The following is a 15437-nucleotide window of genomic DNA, read 5'->3' as shown; positions in this document are numbered from 1 at the left end:
TTGAATGTAATAACATAGCGCTTACATAGAAAATAAAGGAAAAATTCATGGCTCAATCGCACAAGCTGAACCTCGCCAGTCAAGGCACTTCATTAAAAGCTTTGTTTAGTGGATACCTGATGGTGGTCGCTGTTGGCTATCTGATGGCTATCGTTCAGATTCAACTCACGCATGGCTTGGCGGATGGTAAATACGGTCTATCTGTTGATGATATTGTTATCAGCTATTATGGCAACCGAAATAACTCTTTATTGGAAAACAAACTAAGTGGCTCAATGAAGCCGATGGCGAGTGATGAAGATCGTGCTGCCATAGTTACATGGGTGCATCAGGGCGCCACTGAAGCCGCTTATGAAGGCACTGGTATTAAACAAATCTTTGAAGCCAATTGTATCCCATGTCACAACGCTGACTCAGGTATGCCTATCCCTGACTACACCGATTTTAAAAATATCAAAGAACGTGCTGTTGTAGACACCGGCGCCTCATTCCAGTCACTCGCTCGTGTCTCACATATTCACTTATTTGGTATTGCCTTTATCTTTATGTTTGTAGGTTTAATCTTCAGCTTGGCTTCAGGCGTACCTAAAGCACTTAAAGTCACCGCAATAGTGACACCTTATGTCTTCCTAATTGTTGACATTAGCTCATGGTGGCTGACAAAACTTAATCCAAACTTTGCATGGATGGTCATCATAGCCGGTGGCGCCATGGCGATGTCATTTGCCTTTATGTGGTGTGTATCGATGTATGAAATGTGGATTATGCCAAAACGCCACAGTGACGACCGTGATGCATTATTAGACGAATAAGTCATCACAAAACACTACTTAAAACTCAAGCCATTTACCCCTTTCGGGTAAATGGCTTTTTTATTTGTTTCTCTTCAGAATAATGGTTGGTCTATCGGGAAAGTCTTCCATTTCGTTATATAACGTATAGATTTATTTTCTGAAATATCGTAAAAACAGAATAAATCAGATCTAGAAAGGGTACCCCCAGTCGTGGATACATTATGGTTACTTTGCTCAGCTTGCCTTGTGTTTACTATGCAGGCCGGATTTCTCTGTTTGGAAAGTGGCTTGGTCCGCAGTAAAAACAGCATTAACGTCGCCGCAAAAAATATCACTGACTTTACTATATCTAGCGCCATCTTTTGGTTAATTGGCTTTGGCATTATGTTTGGGGATAGTGTTTCTGGCTTTTTTGGTTTAAGCCATTTTATGTTTGGGGATACCCCCACAGCTAATTCCACCACTTTCTTTATTTTTCAGATGATGTTCTGCGGCACTGCCGCCACCCTGGTTTCTGGTGCCGTAGCCGAACGCACCAGTTATATTGGTTATGTGATTATTACAGTGACTATCACCTTATGTATCTACCCTATTATCGGTCATTGGGCCTGGGCAGGTATTTTCACAGGCACTCCCACAGGCTGGCTTGAAATGCTGGGATTTGTTGATTTTGCTGGCTCAACAGTTGTGCACTCTGTCGGTGGCTGGGTAGCCTTAGCGGCTATTTTGATCATTGGGCCACGTATTGGACGCTATGATGTCGATAACCGACGTATCCCTGGCAGCAATCTGCCCATGGCCGTGTTAGGTGCGATGCTTATCTGGTTTGGGTGGTTTGGCTTTAATGGTGGCAGCACACTGGCCTGGTCAGATAATGTGCCCAGTATATTACTCAATACTTTAGTTGCCGCACTTTGGGGTGGTATCTCAACCACCCTTCTGAAATACATCTCCGACGGCTATGTTGATGTATTAATGATTATTAACGGCGTATTAGGCGGTTTAGTCTCTATTACAGCAAACTGTCATGCAGTGAGCAGTGACCAGGCGTTTTTAATTGGCATCATCGGCGGGATTATCGTTTTTTATGGTGACAAGCTGCTCGAGTGGAAAAAGATCGATGATGCTATCAGTGTTATTCCTGTGCATTTATTTGCTGGTATCTGGGGCACGGTTGCACTCGCATTACTGGGTGACCCTGCCAAAATTGGCACAGGGCTGAGTCGATTGGATCAGTTGGAAGTACAACTTTTAGGGATTGCCAGCATCGGTCTATACAGTTTTGTCATTGCCTATGTGGTGTTCAAAATAATCAATCACTTTTATCCACTGCGTGTTGATGCGAATGCAGAATTAATCGGGCTCAATGTGGCGGAGCACCGTGTCAGTACCGAAGTTTTTGACCTTCTTGCTGCCATGCATCACCAGCAACAAAAGTCTGATTTTTCATCTACTGTCCCCGTTGAGCCTTTCACTGAAGTGGGTCAAATTGCTCAACAATACAATCGCGTTATAGATAAGGTTAATCAAGAAATAAAACAACGCGATCAGGCATTCTCTGCTTATAAAGAGAGTGAGTTTCGAAAAGGTGCCATTTTGCAGGCAGCCATGGATTGTATTGTGACTGTCAACGAACGCGGAGAAATTATTGAGTTTAATCCAGCTGCTGAGCAGTGTTTTGGTATGTCCAAGCGCTCAGTGATGGGACAAAACTTTTTTGCTTTATTTATTACTGAACAGTCTCGTACTGCAGCGATGAATAATTTATCACAAGGCTTTGTCAGTGGTGATGGATTGGTGCTGAAACGACACAATATTGCTGAGTTAACACGAAGTGATGGCGAAGAGTTTCCTGCTGAAGTAGTCATCACACAAACTACAGACACAACACAGCCGCGTGTCGAATATACCTTGCATATCCGTGATATTACCCAGCAAATAAAGCTACAGAATCGCCTTAAACAACTGGCTTATAACGATCCGCTCACCGGGCTCTATAACCGTACTTATTTTATGAGCCATTTAAAGCAGCTACTGCAATATCATCAACAAACGCCCGGTTCGGTCGTGTTGATGTTTCTGGATTTAGATCAGTTCAAAAAAATTAATGACAATCTGGGTCATAAAGCCGGTGATGAACTGTTATGCGAAGTCGCTCATCGTCTCGGTAAAGTGACACGAGAACTTGATCTGGTTGGACGTTGGGGTGGTGATGAGTTTGTCATTGTCCTGTCTGGTGATATCACGCTCGAGAATGCCGAAAGCAAAGCCATGGATATTTTGAGTGTGATGCGGGCTCCAGTGACCTTGGCTCAACAAAATCTGGTCGTGCCTACCAGCATTGGTATTGCTATATCCGTAAACGGTCAGGTTCAAGCTGAACAGCTGTTACAGCACGCTGACATTGCTATGTACAAAGCCAAGCAGGCAGGACGCAACACCTATCGCGTTTTCCTTGAAGAAATGAGCGAAAAATCCCTGCAACATTTTCAACTTGAACATGCATTACCTGATGCTATCAAGAAAAATCAGTTATTTTTGGAATATCAACCAAAAGTGTCTTGTGAAACCAGTGAAGTAGTCGGTTTTGAAGCCTTATTACGCTGGAAACACCCGGATCATGGCTTAATCATGCCTGGTGACTTTATTCCGGTTATTGATGAATCCAATATGATCATAGATGTGGGGGAATGGGTCATTGAAAATGTCATCAAGCAGTTGTCAGCATGGCGTGATGCCGGTGCGACCCTATTACCCATCGCCATCAATATCTCAGGTCATCACCTGCACTCCAATACATTAAGCGCTTATGTTGAAAAACTGATGACGCAGTATGGCATCCGCGGCGACATGCTGGAATTTGAGATTACGGAAGGCGTTTTAACCGGCAACACAGAAGAAAGTATTGCGGCTTTGTCAGCGTTGAAAAAAACGCATATCCGCTTATCGATCGACGATTTTGGCACCGGCTATTCCTCACTCAGTTACCTGAAAAAATTTCCTGTGGATGTGCTGAAAATTGATCAGGCCTTCATTAGAGAGTGCAGTATCAATATTGAAGATGCCGCGATTTGCAAAGCGATTATTACATTAGCCAAAAGTCTTGGCCTGGAAGTCATCGCAGAAGGCGTTGAAAATCAGGAACAATTACAGTTCCTGAAACAACACCACTGCGATGTTTATCAGGGATATTATTTCAGCCGGCCTATAGCAGCAAAACACGTCATGACGTTATTAGAGCAAAACCTTTCTGTGACTTAAACCTGCTTAGCTGTTGGCCTTTTCCTCCAACAGCTCCCAGCGCTCGAAAGCTTCTGACATTTTTGCTTCTAATTCAGACAGTGCTTGTTGAACCTGGCTGACTTTGTCTGCCTCTTGCTGATAGAAATCTGGCTCCGACATCTTTGCTGTTAGAGTTTCTTGCTCCATTTCCAGCTTTTCAATAATGGCTGGCAACGCTTCAAGATCCAGTTTTTCTTGGTAAGTCAGTGTGGATTTCTTTGCGGGTTTATTCGCTGGCTTTTCAACTGCAGGTTTAGTTTCAACTTTTGGTTTGTTGTTTTGTGTTTCCGTGCGTTGTCTTAACCAGTCATCATAACCACCGACATATTCACGTAGTTCGCCGTCGGTATCAAACACAATACTGCTGGTGACCACATTATTAATAAAAGAACGATCATGGCTGACCAACAGTAAGGTACCAGAGTAGTTCAGCAACAAATCTTCCAGCAATTCCAATGTCTCAGCATCGAGATCATTAGTCGGTTCGTCCATCACCAGTAAGTTAGCAGGTTGGGTAAACAGTTTCGCTAGTAACAGCCGATTTCGTTCGCCGCCAGATAAGGCTTTGACCGGTGTTCTCGCTCGGTCAGGCGTAAACAGAAAGTCCTGCAGATAACCAATAATATGTTTACGGCTACCGTTAATTTCTACGTGATCACTACCCTGTCCCACGTTTTCAACCACCGATTCTTCTTCATCGAGTTGGCTGCGTAATTGATCAAAAAAAGCAATTTCCAGGTTGGTACCGAGTTTCACTGAACCGTGTTCAGGTTCGATTCGTTTCAACAAGATGGATAACAGTGTACTTTTACCGCAGCCATTCGGACCGATGATACCGATACGATCACCACGCTGAATGACAATAGAAAAATCGTCAAACAACATTTTGCCATCATAACTTTGGCCAATATGTTCAGCCTCTAATACCAGCTTGCCGCTTCTGTCAGCTTCCTGCAGTTGAATATTTGCTGTTCCCTGACGCTCACGTCGTTGACTACGCTCTTTACGCAAAGCTTCCAAAGCTCTGACGCGGCCTTCATTACGCGTGCGACGAGCCTTGATGCCCTGGCGAATCCAGACTTCTTCCTGAGCCAGTTTTTTATCAAACTGCGCATTTTGTTCAGCCTCTGCCGCCAGCAACTCTTCACGCTTTTTCAGGTAGTTTTCATAGTCACCAGGGAAGCTGACCAGATTGCCACGATCCAGTTGAACAATACGTGTGGCTAATGCCTGCAGGAATGTCCGATCATGGGTGATAAACAAGACTGTGCCACCATAACTTTTCAAAAAGCCCTCAAGCCAGGTGATCGATTCGATATCCAAATGGTTAGTCGGCTCATCGAGCAAAAGAATATCTGGCTGTTTGACCAATGCCTGTGCCAGTAACACCCGACGTTTTTTACCACCAGATAAACTATCAAATTCTGCATCAGGGTCTAAAGATAATTTTGAGATAACCGTTTCGACGCGTTGCTCTAGTGACCAGCCATCGGCCGCTTCAATTTTATGCTGTGCTTTTTCGAGTTTATCCAACAGAGCTTGTGAGCTATCTGTTTGTAGTTGATGAATAATATCGTGATATTCCACCAGCAGCGGCGCCACTTGTCCTAAGCCTGCCGCCACCACATCAAATACTTTGCCGTGTGTACCACTGGGGACTTCTTGTTCCAGACGCGAAATGACGAGGTCCTGAATACCGATCATTTCACCTGAATCAGCAGTGACTTCACCTGCAATCAATTTCATCAGTGTCGATTTACCGGCACCGTTGCGACCAACTAAACACACTCGTTCACCACGATCGAGTTGAAAATCGACGTTATTTAATAAATTTGGACCGCCAAAACTGACGGTGATTTGCTTTAATGACAGTAATGCCACAGTTATTCCTCAGCAGCTTGTGCTGCTTCTAATTGTTCGCTGGCATCAAACCATTGCATTTCAGTTTCTTCCAGCTGTGTTTTAAGATCCGCCTGCTGTTGTAATAAGTCTTTTAACTTATCCTTATTAGCATCGGTATAAAGTGCTGTGTCGGCAAGTTGCATTTCTAGTGAGGATAAAGCTTCATTGAGCTTCTCCATCTTCTGCTCGGCTTTTTTCACCGTGTTACGAAGCGGTTGCAGCTTCTGACGTTGCTGAGCGGCGAGTTGTCTGTCCTGTTTTTTATTATTAACCGCGGAAGACGACTCGGCTGTTTTTTCCGGTTTATCTTTATTTAATAACCACTGACGATAATCATCCAAATCGCCATCAAATACGGTCGCCTGCCCATTCGACACCAGCCATAAATCATCGGTGACGGTACGTAGTAAATGTCTGTCATGCGAGACAACGACGAGTGCGCCTTCAAAATCCTGCAAGGCTACAGTCAAAGCTAAACGCATTTCCAGATCAAGGTGATTGGTTGGTTCATCCAGTAACAATACGGCCGGTTTCTGATAGACCAGAATAGCGAGCACCAATCTGGCTTTTTCACCACCAGAAAATGGCGCAACCGGCTCTAATGCTTTGTCACCGTGGAAACCAAAACCACCGAGAAAATTTCGGCACTCTTGTTCTGAAGCCAGTTTATTCAAACGTTGGATGTGCTTTAACGGACTGTCATCTGGTCTTAGCTGTTCCAGCTGATGCTGAGCAAAATAACCAATGCGAATCTCTTTGCCTTCTTTACGTTTACCGCTCAAAGGCTCTAACACGCCGGCAATGAGCTTAATTAATGTCGACTTACCCGCCCCATTCGGCCCTAACAGCCCGATTCGATCTCCCGGTGCCAACCGCATTTTGATATTGCTGATAAGAGGCTTATTTTCATAATACCCCACCGACGCTTTATCTAAATCCAACAAAGGTGTGGCCAGACGACTTGGCGGGAAAAAATCAAAATGAAACGGTGAATCCACATGGGCTGGTGCGATTAATTCCATTCGCTCCAGCGCTTTAATACGGCTCTGGGCTTGTCGAGCTTTTGTTGCTTTGGCCTTAAAGCGCGTCACAAAACTGCGCATATGGGCAATTTCACGCTGTTGCTTTTGATGGGCTGCTTGTTGATTTGCTAGATGTTCAGCTCGAGCCAGTTCAAAGTCTGAGTAGCTACCGGTGTATAGTTTTACACGCTGTTGTTCAATGTGCGCGATATGTGTGACGACCCGATCCAAAAAATCACGGTCATGCGAAATCACGATTAACGTGCCAGGGTATGCTCGCAACCATTCTTCCAGCCAATAAACGGCCTCTAAATCCAGATGGTTAGTTGGCTCGTCCAGGAGTAATAAATCAGAACGGCACATTAATGCTTGTGCCAGATTGAGTCGCATTCGCCAGCCACCTGAGAAAGCGGTAACAGGCCAGCTCTCTTGCTCAGCCGTAAAACCCAAGCCATGTAACAGTTTGCCTGCACGGCTATTTGCTGTGTAGGCATCAATCGCGGCCAATTTATCGTGTAACACGCTGACTAGGTGACCATCATGATTGGCTTCTGCTCCAGCCAGTTGTTGGTTCAATTCAGTTAACTCGGCATCACCTTCGAGCACATAATCCAGTGCAGAAGTGTCCACGGCCGGTGTTTCCTGGGCCACATGAGCGATGGTCCAGACATCAGGAATCGACACCTCACCGGTATCGGCATGAAGTTGTTGACGTAACATCGCAAACAAACTGGATTTACCGGTACCGTTTGCACCGGTCAGACCAACCCGCTGTCCGGGGTGAACAATAAGATTGGCTGATTCAAACAGTAATTGCGTGCCGCGACGAAGAGAGACTTGATTGAACTTTATCATGGCACGAATTGTATCAAGGCCCGGGCCTGTCTAGCAGAATTTCTTACGATGCGGTCTCGGGTAACTGCCAGTTTATGGGTGATAGCCCATGTTGTGTCAGATAGTCATTCGCCTGGCTGAAATGACGACAGCCAAGAAAGCCGCGATGCGCAGATAATGGCGACGGGTGAGGTGCTTTTAAAACCAGATGTTTCTGCGGGTCAATCACGCTACCTTTTTTCTGCGCGTAGCTACCCCACAACATAAACACGACATTTTCACGTTGTGCATTTATGGTTTCGATGACTTTATCAGTGAACTGTTCCCAGCCTTTACCTTGATGGGCATTGGCATTTGAATCTTCGACGGTTAATACCGCATTGAGTAACAAGACTCCCTGCTTCGCCCACGACTCCAGATAGCCATGTTTGACAGGCATCACACCGAGATCGGCCTCTAGCTCTTTATAAATATTCACCAGTGATGGCGGCACTTTGACACCGGGTTTGACCGAAAAGCATAAGCCATGAGCCTGACCTGGCTGATGGTAAGGATCCTGTCCGAGGATGACGACTTTTACCTCATCAAGTGGGGTGGTTTCTAAAGCATGAAACCAATCAGCGGAATGAGGATAGATTTTTTTATGCTGATCTTTTTGCTGACGTAAAAACGTCTTCAGATTTTGCATATAAGGTGCTTCAAATTCTGACGCCAAAACGGTCAGCCAGCTGGGCGCATGTTCCAGAACCATGTTTATTCCTTACAAAAAACTCAAGGTATGATACCGAATGTTATTGACTGTAAAACAGCTTTCACAGGATAAATGCGATACAAGAAGTTTTTCCTTAAATAAAACAGGAGAATATCCGATAGGGTCATCATCTCCCTGATGCTAGCCTATGTGTATTGTTTATTACAGGTGTCACCTTCGTGAGAACACATTTACACATCCTCATCAGTCTTTTTATGATTGGGCTACTAAGCGCCTGTGACAACAATGAAGAAGACTATGACCTGAGTGCTTCTGATACGACAGTGCCATCACCACTAGAAAAAGAGGATATACCCCAATGGTTGGAAGCCTACGATGATCTGACACCTCAAGACTGGCTTATTTTACGCAGTGCCGCCGCATTGAGAGGTGAAGTGACAGATCGTGACCATCGGGTTGAAATTTTGAAGCATGCCTCACAACACTTCCGTGAAAGTCCACGCATGATTGCCAACAGAGCGGTACAGCTGGAAGACATGTTGTTAGAAATAGGTATCGAAGAGAGCGCTGTTAGCCTGATTGATATGTTTACCCACTTACCAACCGAAGGCACGCCTCATAATTTCTCAGCCTATTGTCAGTACTATTTTAATATGCGGTCAAAAGGCTATCATCAAGGGTATGCCCTCACCCAATTATCAAAACTGAAATAAATGCAGCAGCTCTCCCCATCACTTGGGACGGGAGAGAGGATTGGTCAGGGAGAGCCGTGCATATTCTCTAGCCGGGAAAAGGTGCATTAAAATTCAGCATCTTAAGTTTTAATGCTTGGCGTTGTTGCTCGGTAAGCACTTCAAATAGCTCATGAGAAAACTGAGCCTTTGTTAACGCATAACGTTTGTGAATGACCAAGGATTGATCAATTAATTTTTCCAGCTTGTGCTTATCAAAATCATCAGACAATGCCATTTCTTGAATACGGCGTCTGACTTGTCGTGCTTTCTCTCGATCCTCCTCCATTAAGTCGCACTCTTTTTCGAGCAACATTAAAATTTTTGAATTTTGAGCCGGAGTTAAATTGAGATCGTGTAAGAAAAAGCCCACATCATCAGGCTTTGGTTTGTGTTGCATGTTTGGATGCATCAACGGCACTTCATGATGTTTTATGTGATTGGCCTCGCCATTCATAGGATTAGCGATGGCAACAACTGGCAGAATAATCATCAGTAAAATTATTTTCTTTATCATTGTCTTTAACCTACTTTCAGGCCAATCACTTTGAACTTGAGAGCCAGTATCACGCATCAGCATGTTAACGAGGGTTAGAGAAAGGTAAAAACAAGTAAAGATTGCTTGCTAAAGCTGGAGCCATCATTCAGTACACTCTATGATGGCAGCATCAACAGAATAAGGAGTTGACTGTGGCGAATGTACTCATCATTGACGATGATGCTGAATTGGTTGAATTATTTGAGGAGTATCTGGAGCAAGAACAGTTTCAGGTGAAAAGTAGCTTAACCGGTAAAGTTGGTTTGGAAATGGCGCTCAGTGGCTCGTTTGACTTGATTATTCTGGATATGATGTTGCCAGATATTTCAGGCACAGAAATCCTGCTACAAATTCGTCAGAAAAGTCTGATTCCGGTACTGATGTTCACCGCGAAGGGTGATGATATTGATCGTATTATCGGCCTGGAGTCTGGTGCTGATGATTATGTGCCCAAACCCTGCACACCAAGAGAGCTCGTTGCTCGTATTCGTGCGATTCTTCGGCGAATGGATGCTGTTATGGTGGATATGCAGTCACAGGATATTCAAATAGGTCCTCTTCAACTGAGTGCTCAAAAACGACAGGCCTTGTGGTTTGAAAAGCCACTGGAGTTGACCAGTACTGAATTTAACCTACTCGAAGCATTGGTGCGTAAAGCTGGTCAAGTTGTCAGCAAAGATGAACTATCTCAACGCGCACTGGGTCGGCCATTGGTGCGGTTTGACCGTAGTATTGATGTGCATATGAGCAGCATTCGTCAGAAACTGGGCAATCAGCAAGACGGACAGTCCTATATTCAGACAATAAGAGGCAAAGGTTATCAATTCATTCGGGAATAATCATTAGGATGAGTAAGTTATTCTGGAAATTCTTTACTGTGTTCTGGCTGGCGTTATTATTAGCCGGACTCAGCGTGGGAACGGTCGTTTGGTTACATCATAAATCCATACAGGAACAAGCCAATAAAACCGATCCGGAAATCGATGTTGATGCGCATGCTTTTGTCTCAGTCGCCGCCGAAATTTTCAGCTATGGTGGTAAGACTGCATTAATTACTTTCTTGGAAAAAGCGCATCATGCACCATTTCCAGACGTCTATGCCATCGATGATAAGGGGAATGATGTGCTGGGTCGCTCTATCGATCCCAAAGTTGTGGGCTACGCGCGAGCATTATTTCTGCAGGGGGAGTTCCCCCTCGCCATCCGCTACGTTTCTGATAAAGAAAATAATGCATTACTCTTTTTCTCGCCAATAAAACGCGGGGTATCAGAAACACTCTTTATCGGGCCACCGCATGAGCGACGTGAGTTTGGGCCAGCTCCCATGCTCAATGAACCTTTTCCAACACCACCCTTTGAAACCAGGCGCATTCCCCCTCCCCCCTCTGAAACCGTGCCCTATCCACTCGTTTTATTGATTGGCTCTGGTTTGATTGCAGCGATTTTTTTTAGCGCGTTGCTGGCCTGGTACTTTACCAAGCCCATCGGATTGCTGAGACAGTCTTTCTCAAAGTTAGCAGAGGGCCAACTTAACACCCGCATAGGCAACAAAATGGGTCATCGACGAGATGAGTTGGTGGAACTGGGCCAGAATTTTGATGATATGGCCGGAAAGATTAGTCATCTAATGTCAGCACAACAACGCCTTTTACACGATGTCTCACATGAACTTCGTTCACCACTGGCGAGAATGCAAGCGGCCATTGGTATTGCTGAACAACAACCAGAGAAAACGCCAGAAATATTGAATCGTATAGAGCGGGAATCACAACGCATGAGCGATCTGGTCGGCGAGTTACTGGTTTTGTCTCGTTTAGAAACCGGGGTAACGGATAATGTTCATGTGGAGATTAGCCTGAATGATCTGCTGGATGAAATTATCAGTGATGCCCGTTTTGAAGCCAGTAGTAAACAGATAACAATTCATTACACGATTGCTGAAGATATTTTTATTACGGTAAGAAGTGAATTGATACACAGAGCTATCGAAAATATTCTGAGAAATGCTATTAAGTTCTCTCCTGAAAATGCAGAGATCACTCTGTGTGTAACAACGGACAGCATAAAGCAACGTTTATGTATTGTGATCGAAGACAATGGTCCTGGTGTTGCAGAAGCCGATATTGAATCCATATTCAAACCCTTCTTCCGGGGACAGCTCACACATAGAAATGACAGTATAGGTTTAGGTTTGGCTATCGCGTATCGAGCGGTGAGTGCACATCATGGTGAAATTAAAGCAGCTAACAGGCAGGAAGGTGGTCTTCGAGTTGAGGTCGAACTACCCTATAAAAAATAATCCGTTTTAGGCGGTTAAAGAAACATGGCGTTTAACATTAGTTTCAAGGCTTAACGCTTCTTTATCGTTTATTTGAGCTGAACTCGTCGCTTTGGGTTTCTGATTAATTGTATCGACATCACTCACCAACACACCGACATCATCAACACGAAGATTGTATGCTTGAGGCCGTTTTTCTGGCTTGCCATCATTCGCCTGTATTCGTATAGCTAGCTCATTAGCGAGTTCATATTGCTTATTAGGAATTACGCCTTGGCCATCTATTATTTCGTTGGCATCATTTTGCAATGGAAAAGAAGATTTATTGTTATTGGCTCGACTTTCCGCTATCTGCTGAAGCGCTTTTTCTATCGTGTCTTTATCAAGAAAGCTTTGCTCTTCTTCATTCAACTTTGCATAAATAGCATTGGCCTTCTCAGTTATATTCGTTGACCTTGAATATTGATAATGCAGATTATTAGATAGACCGTTTATAGCCATAACTTTACCCTTATCCTTTTTAAGGGTGACGATAGCTTTAAAGCTATGTCACTTAGTTATCTCACACTATATTTCTATTAACTTATTGATAATAGACAGGAAAAAGTAAACCTATGTAAAAGCATGTAAAGGACTCATGAACACACGGAGCAGAGAAATGACGCTGATTTGTAGCCTAACAACGCTGCCTAAACAAAAAATATGATCTTTTTCTATGAGTTAAGCAACTGACTTAAATAGAGAAATACTAAACCTCCAATTAATTTCAAAAAACTACTTGCTAATTTAAATGATAATCATTATCATTATTAACCGATGGAGTTGATAGGAATTTGTGACAACAAAGGCCGACCTACTCCCTCTCTCTTAAATCTGAAAACCGAGTTTGTTGCCAGTCTTTTGGCTGGCAACTTTTTTTCAGTCACTCCCCGTCGATGGCTTTCAAAAAATCCCTTTGAGCTGATTTTTCTACGTGTTTTGCCTACAATGTTATTTTTTCTAGGTACAACTTTGACAAAAAATGCCCGACAAACTGATAAAATCTGACGCTGAATGGCGTGAAGAACTGAGCGAAGATCAATTTTATGTAACGCGTCAGTCTGGCACAGAACCCGCATTCTCTGGCATCTACGTCGATCATGATGATCAAGGCGTCTATAGATGTACCTGCTGTAAACAAGCCTTGTTTTCGTCTGAAAATAAATTCGATTCTGGTTGCGGCTGGCCAAGTTTTTCTGCTCAGATATCTCATGGCGTGGTCAACCATCTGGCCGATCACAGTCATGGCATGGACCGAACAGAAGTACGCTGTCAACACTGTGATGCACACTTAGGTCATATCTTCGACGATGGTCCGGCACCGACAGGGCTTCGTTATTGTATTAATTCGGTAGCACTCGATTTTGACGACCAAAACTGAATGGACGGTTTATATCATCGAGGCAGATAACGGTCATCTCTATACCGGTATCACCACTGATTTATCGCGCCGATTTCAAGAGCATCAAGCCGGCAAAGCTGGTGCGCGTTTTTTTCACACCAGTCAGGCAAAAAAGATTGTCTACCAGGAAACACAGCCTGATCGCAGTCAAGCTTCTAAACGTGAAGCAGCTATAAAAAAACTCAGCCGACAGGCGAAATTAGCCCTTATCGCTACACGCTAACAATCTGTATAATGGCGCTTTTTTTCAGCGTCATTCTTGTCGCAATCAGATAACAGGATATTCCCTTGCTCAGTACTGCAAATATCACCATGCAATTTGGTGCTAAACCCCTATTTGAAAATGTGTCCGTCAAATTTGGTGACGGCAACCGTTATGGTCTCATTGGCGCTAATGGTTGTGGTAAGTCCACCTTTATGAAAATTCTCGCTAAACAACTTGAGCCTACCTCAGGCACGGTTATGCGTGACGTGAATGAATCATTTGCCGTATTAAAGCAGGATCAGTTCGCGTATGAAGATCAACGCGTCATTGATGTGGTAATCATGGGACAACCTGAGTTATACGAAGTCCACATTGAGCGTGACCGCATTTATAACCTGCCAGAAATGAGTGAAGAAGACGGTCTCAAAGTCGCTGAACTGGAAGGTCAGTATGCAGAAATGGATGGTTACACCGCTGAATCACGTGCCGGTGAACTATTACTGGGTGTCGGCATTCCTGTTGAACAGCACTACGGCCCGATGAGTGAAATCGCACCAGGTTGGAAACTCCGTATTTTACTGGCACAAGTGCTGTTTGCTGACCCGGATATCATGCTGCTTGACGAGCCGACTAACCATCTGGATATCAACACAATCCGCTGGTTGGAAGACACACTTAATCAGCGTAACAGTACCATGATTATCATTTCGCATGACCGCCATTTCCTGAACAGTATTTGTACACATATGGCCGACATGGACTATGGTGAACTGCGAATCTATCCAGGTAACTATGACGAATATATGCTGGCATCGACACAGGCTCGTGAACGTTTGATGGCGGATAATGCAAAGAAAAAAGCGCAGATTAAAGAACTTCAGGGCTTCGTTGCTCGCTTCTCTGCGAACGCATCCAAAGCGAAACAAGCCACTTCTCGCCAGAAACAAATGGAGAAAATTCAGTTGGAAGATATCAAACCTTCCAGCCGGGTCAATCCATTTATTCGTTTTGAGCAGGACAAGAAGCTATTTCGTAATGCATTAGAAGTCAGCAAAATCACCCAGTTTTATGAAACGGATGAAACCTCATTATTTAAAGACTTTAGCTTTATGACTGAAGTTGGTGAGAAAATTGCCATTATCGGCCCCAATGGTATTGGTAAAACCAGTTTAGTCAAAACCCTGGTAGGTGAGCTTCCACCTAAATCAGGTGAAGTGAAATGGTCAGAGAATGCCAATATTGGTTATTACGCGCAGGATCATGATCATCTATTTAAAGATGATTTGACCCTGTTTGAATGGATGTCTCAATGGGCCGGACCTGAAGACGATGAACAAGTCATCAGGGGCACTCTGGGTCGCTTATTATTCTCGGGCCACACCATCGACAAAAAAGCCAATGTGTTATCTGGTGGTGAAAAAGGTCGGATGTTATTCGGTAAATTGATTCTGCAACGTCCGAATATTCTGGTCATGGACGAACCCACGAACCATATGGATATGGAATCAATTGAATCGTTGAATATGGCTTTAGAACAATTTGAAGGCACGCTGATCTTTGTCAGTCATGATCGTGAATTTGTCTCTTCACTCGCGACACGCGTCTTTGATATGGAAGCCGATGGTATTACGGACTTCCGTGGTAGCTATGATGAGTATTTAAAAAGTCTGGGTGTAACAAATTAATTCAGCAAAATAG

At 44.0% G+C, this 15437-nt stretch carries 13 protein-coding genes; 8 read left to right on the top strand and 5 right to left on the bottom strand.

The features are described 5' to 3' along the window. Positions 1-47 precede the first annotated feature (47 nt). Positions 48-812, top strand: a complete 765-nt coding sequence (locus B3V56_RS10565; protein ID WP_286305446.1) for an elongation factor-1 alpha — start codon at positions 48-50, stop codon at positions 810-812. A 192-nt stretch (positions 813-1004) separates the two neighbouring features. Then, entirely contained in the window at positions 1005-4055 is a 3051-nt protein-coding gene (amt, locus tag B3V56_RS10560) for an ammonium transporter (protein WP_289281497.1), read from the top strand. Between the two features lie 6 nt (positions 4056-4061). Here the strand turns inward: amt and B3V56_RS10555 are convergent, their stop codons facing one another. Genes B3V56_RS10555 through ung form a run of 3 tightly spaced genes read right to left on the bottom strand, consistent with a single transcriptional unit; the run spans position 4062 to position 8585 of the window. After that, positions 4062-5957 carry an ATP-binding cassette ATPase Uup gene (locus B3V56_RS10555; RefSeq protein WP_289284266.1) on the bottom strand — a complete coding sequence of 632 codons (1896 nt, stop codon included), beginning with the start codon at positions 5955-5957 and terminating at the stop codon, positions 4062-4064. Between the two features lie 2 nt (positions 5958-5959). After that, positions 5960-7855 carry an ATP-binding cassette domain-containing protein gene (locus tag B3V56_RS10550; RefSeq protein WP_289283021.1) on the bottom strand — a complete coding sequence of 632 codons (1896 nt, stop codon included), beginning with the start codon at positions 7853-7855 and terminating at the stop codon, positions 5960-5962. A 43-nt stretch (positions 7856-7898) separates the two neighbouring features. Next, on the bottom strand, positions 7899-8585 hold the full coding sequence (ung, locus tag B3V56_RS10545; protein WP_289283020.1) for a uracil-DNA glycosylase: 687 nt from the start codon (positions 8583-8585) through the stop codon (positions 7899-7901). Between the two features lie 179 nt (positions 8586-8764). Here ung and B3V56_RS10540 point away from each other — a divergent pair, with 179 nt between their 5' ends. Continuing rightward, the gene (locus tag B3V56_RS10540; protein WP_286305450.1) at positions 8765-9259 is read left to right on the top strand and encodes a hypothetical protein; all 495 of its coding nucleotides are present in this window, start codon (positions 8765-8767) and stop codon (positions 9257-9259) included. A 67-nt stretch (positions 9260-9326) separates the two neighbouring features. Here the strand turns inward: B3V56_RS10540 and B3V56_RS10535 are convergent, their stop codons facing one another. Then, positions 9327-9857 (bottom strand): Spy/CpxP family protein refolding chaperone, encoded by a 531-nt coding sequence (locus B3V56_RS10535; protein WP_289284265.1) that lies wholly within the window; start codon positions 9855-9857, stop codon positions 9327-9329. Positions 9858-9967: 110 nt separating this feature from the next. Here B3V56_RS10535 and B3V56_RS10530 point away from each other — a divergent pair, with 110 nt between their 5' ends. Next, positions 9968-10654 (top strand): response regulator transcription factor, encoded by a 687-nt coding sequence (locus B3V56_RS10530; RefSeq protein WP_286305452.1) that lies wholly within the window; start codon positions 9968-9970, stop codon positions 10652-10654. 8 nt (positions 10655-10662) lie between these two features. After that, positions 10663-12114 carry a sensor histidine kinase gene (locus B3V56_RS10525; protein WP_289283018.1) on the top strand — a complete coding sequence of 484 codons (1452 nt, stop codon included), beginning with the start codon at positions 10663-10665 and terminating at the stop codon, positions 12112-12114. Positions 12115-12120: 6 nt separating this feature from the next. Here B3V56_RS10525 and B3V56_RS10520 read toward each other — a convergent pair whose 3' ends face one another. Continuing rightward, entirely contained in the window at positions 12121-12594 is a 474-nt protein-coding gene (locus B3V56_RS10520) for a hypothetical protein (protein WP_289283017.1), read from the bottom strand. 520 nt (positions 12595-13114) lie between these two features. Here B3V56_RS10520 and msrB point away from each other — a divergent pair. The 3 genes from msrB (at position 13115) to B3V56_RS10505 (ending at position 15424) form a co-directional block, all read left to right on the top strand. Continuing rightward, positions 13115-13513, top strand: a complete 399-nt coding sequence (gene msrB / locus B3V56_RS10515) for a peptide-methionine (R)-S-oxide reductase MsrB (protein WP_286305456.1) — start codon at positions 13115-13117, stop codon at positions 13511-13513. Further along, positions 13497-13757: a GIY-YIG nuclease family protein gene (locus tag B3V56_RS10510; protein ID WP_286305457.1), complete on the top strand. Its 261-nt coding sequence runs from the start codon at positions 13497-13499 to the stop codon at positions 13755-13757. The genes msrB and B3V56_RS10510 overlap by 17 nt, the downstream gene beginning before the upstream one ends. A 65-nt stretch (positions 13758-13822) precedes the next feature. Then, positions 13823-15424, top strand: coding sequence for an ABC-F family ATPase (locus B3V56_RS10505; protein ID WP_286305458.1), 1602 nt, complete (start codon positions 13823-13825; stop codon positions 15422-15424). The last annotated feature ends 13 nt before the right edge of the window (positions 15425-15437 follow it).

This window comes from Methylophaga sp. UBA2513, from assembly GCF_002341285.1.
GTDB classification, from domain to species: Bacteria; Pseudomonadota; Gammaproteobacteria; order Nitrosococcales; family Methylophagaceae; genus Methylophaga; species Methylophaga marina.
The sequence above is the reverse complement of the archived record's forward strand: the minus strand, read 5'-3'. Positions and strand labels throughout refer to the sequence as shown.

Bases quoted from the DNA above. Each gene is read 5' to 3' on its own strand.
- B3V56_RS10525 (WP_289283018.1), top strand. From the start codon at position 10,663: ATGAGTAAGTTATTCTGGAAATTCTTTACTGTGTTCTGGCTGGCGTTA.
- B3V56_RS10550 (WP_289283021.1), bottom strand. From the start codon at position 7,855: ATGATAAAGTTCAATCAAGTCTCTCTTCGTCGCGGCACGCAATTACTG.
- B3V56_RS10520 (WP_289283017.1), bottom strand. From the start codon at position 12,594: ATGGCTATAAACGGTCTATCTAATAATCTGCATTATCAATATTCAAGG.
- B3V56_RS10565 (WP_286305446.1), top strand. From the start codon at position 48: ATGGCTCAATCGCACAAGCTGAACCTCGCCAGTCAAGGCACTTCATTA.
- msrB (WP_286305456.1), top strand. From the start codon at position 13,115: ATGCCCGACAAACTGATAAAATCTGACGCTGAATGGCGTGAAGAACTG.
- B3V56_RS10535 (WP_289284265.1), bottom strand. From the start codon at position 9,857: ATGCTGATGCGTGATACTGGCTCTCAAGTTCAAAGTGATTGGCCTGAA.
- ung (WP_289283020.1), bottom strand. From the start codon at position 8,585: ATGGTTCTGGAACATGCGCCCAGCTGGCTGACCGTTTTGGCGTCAGAA.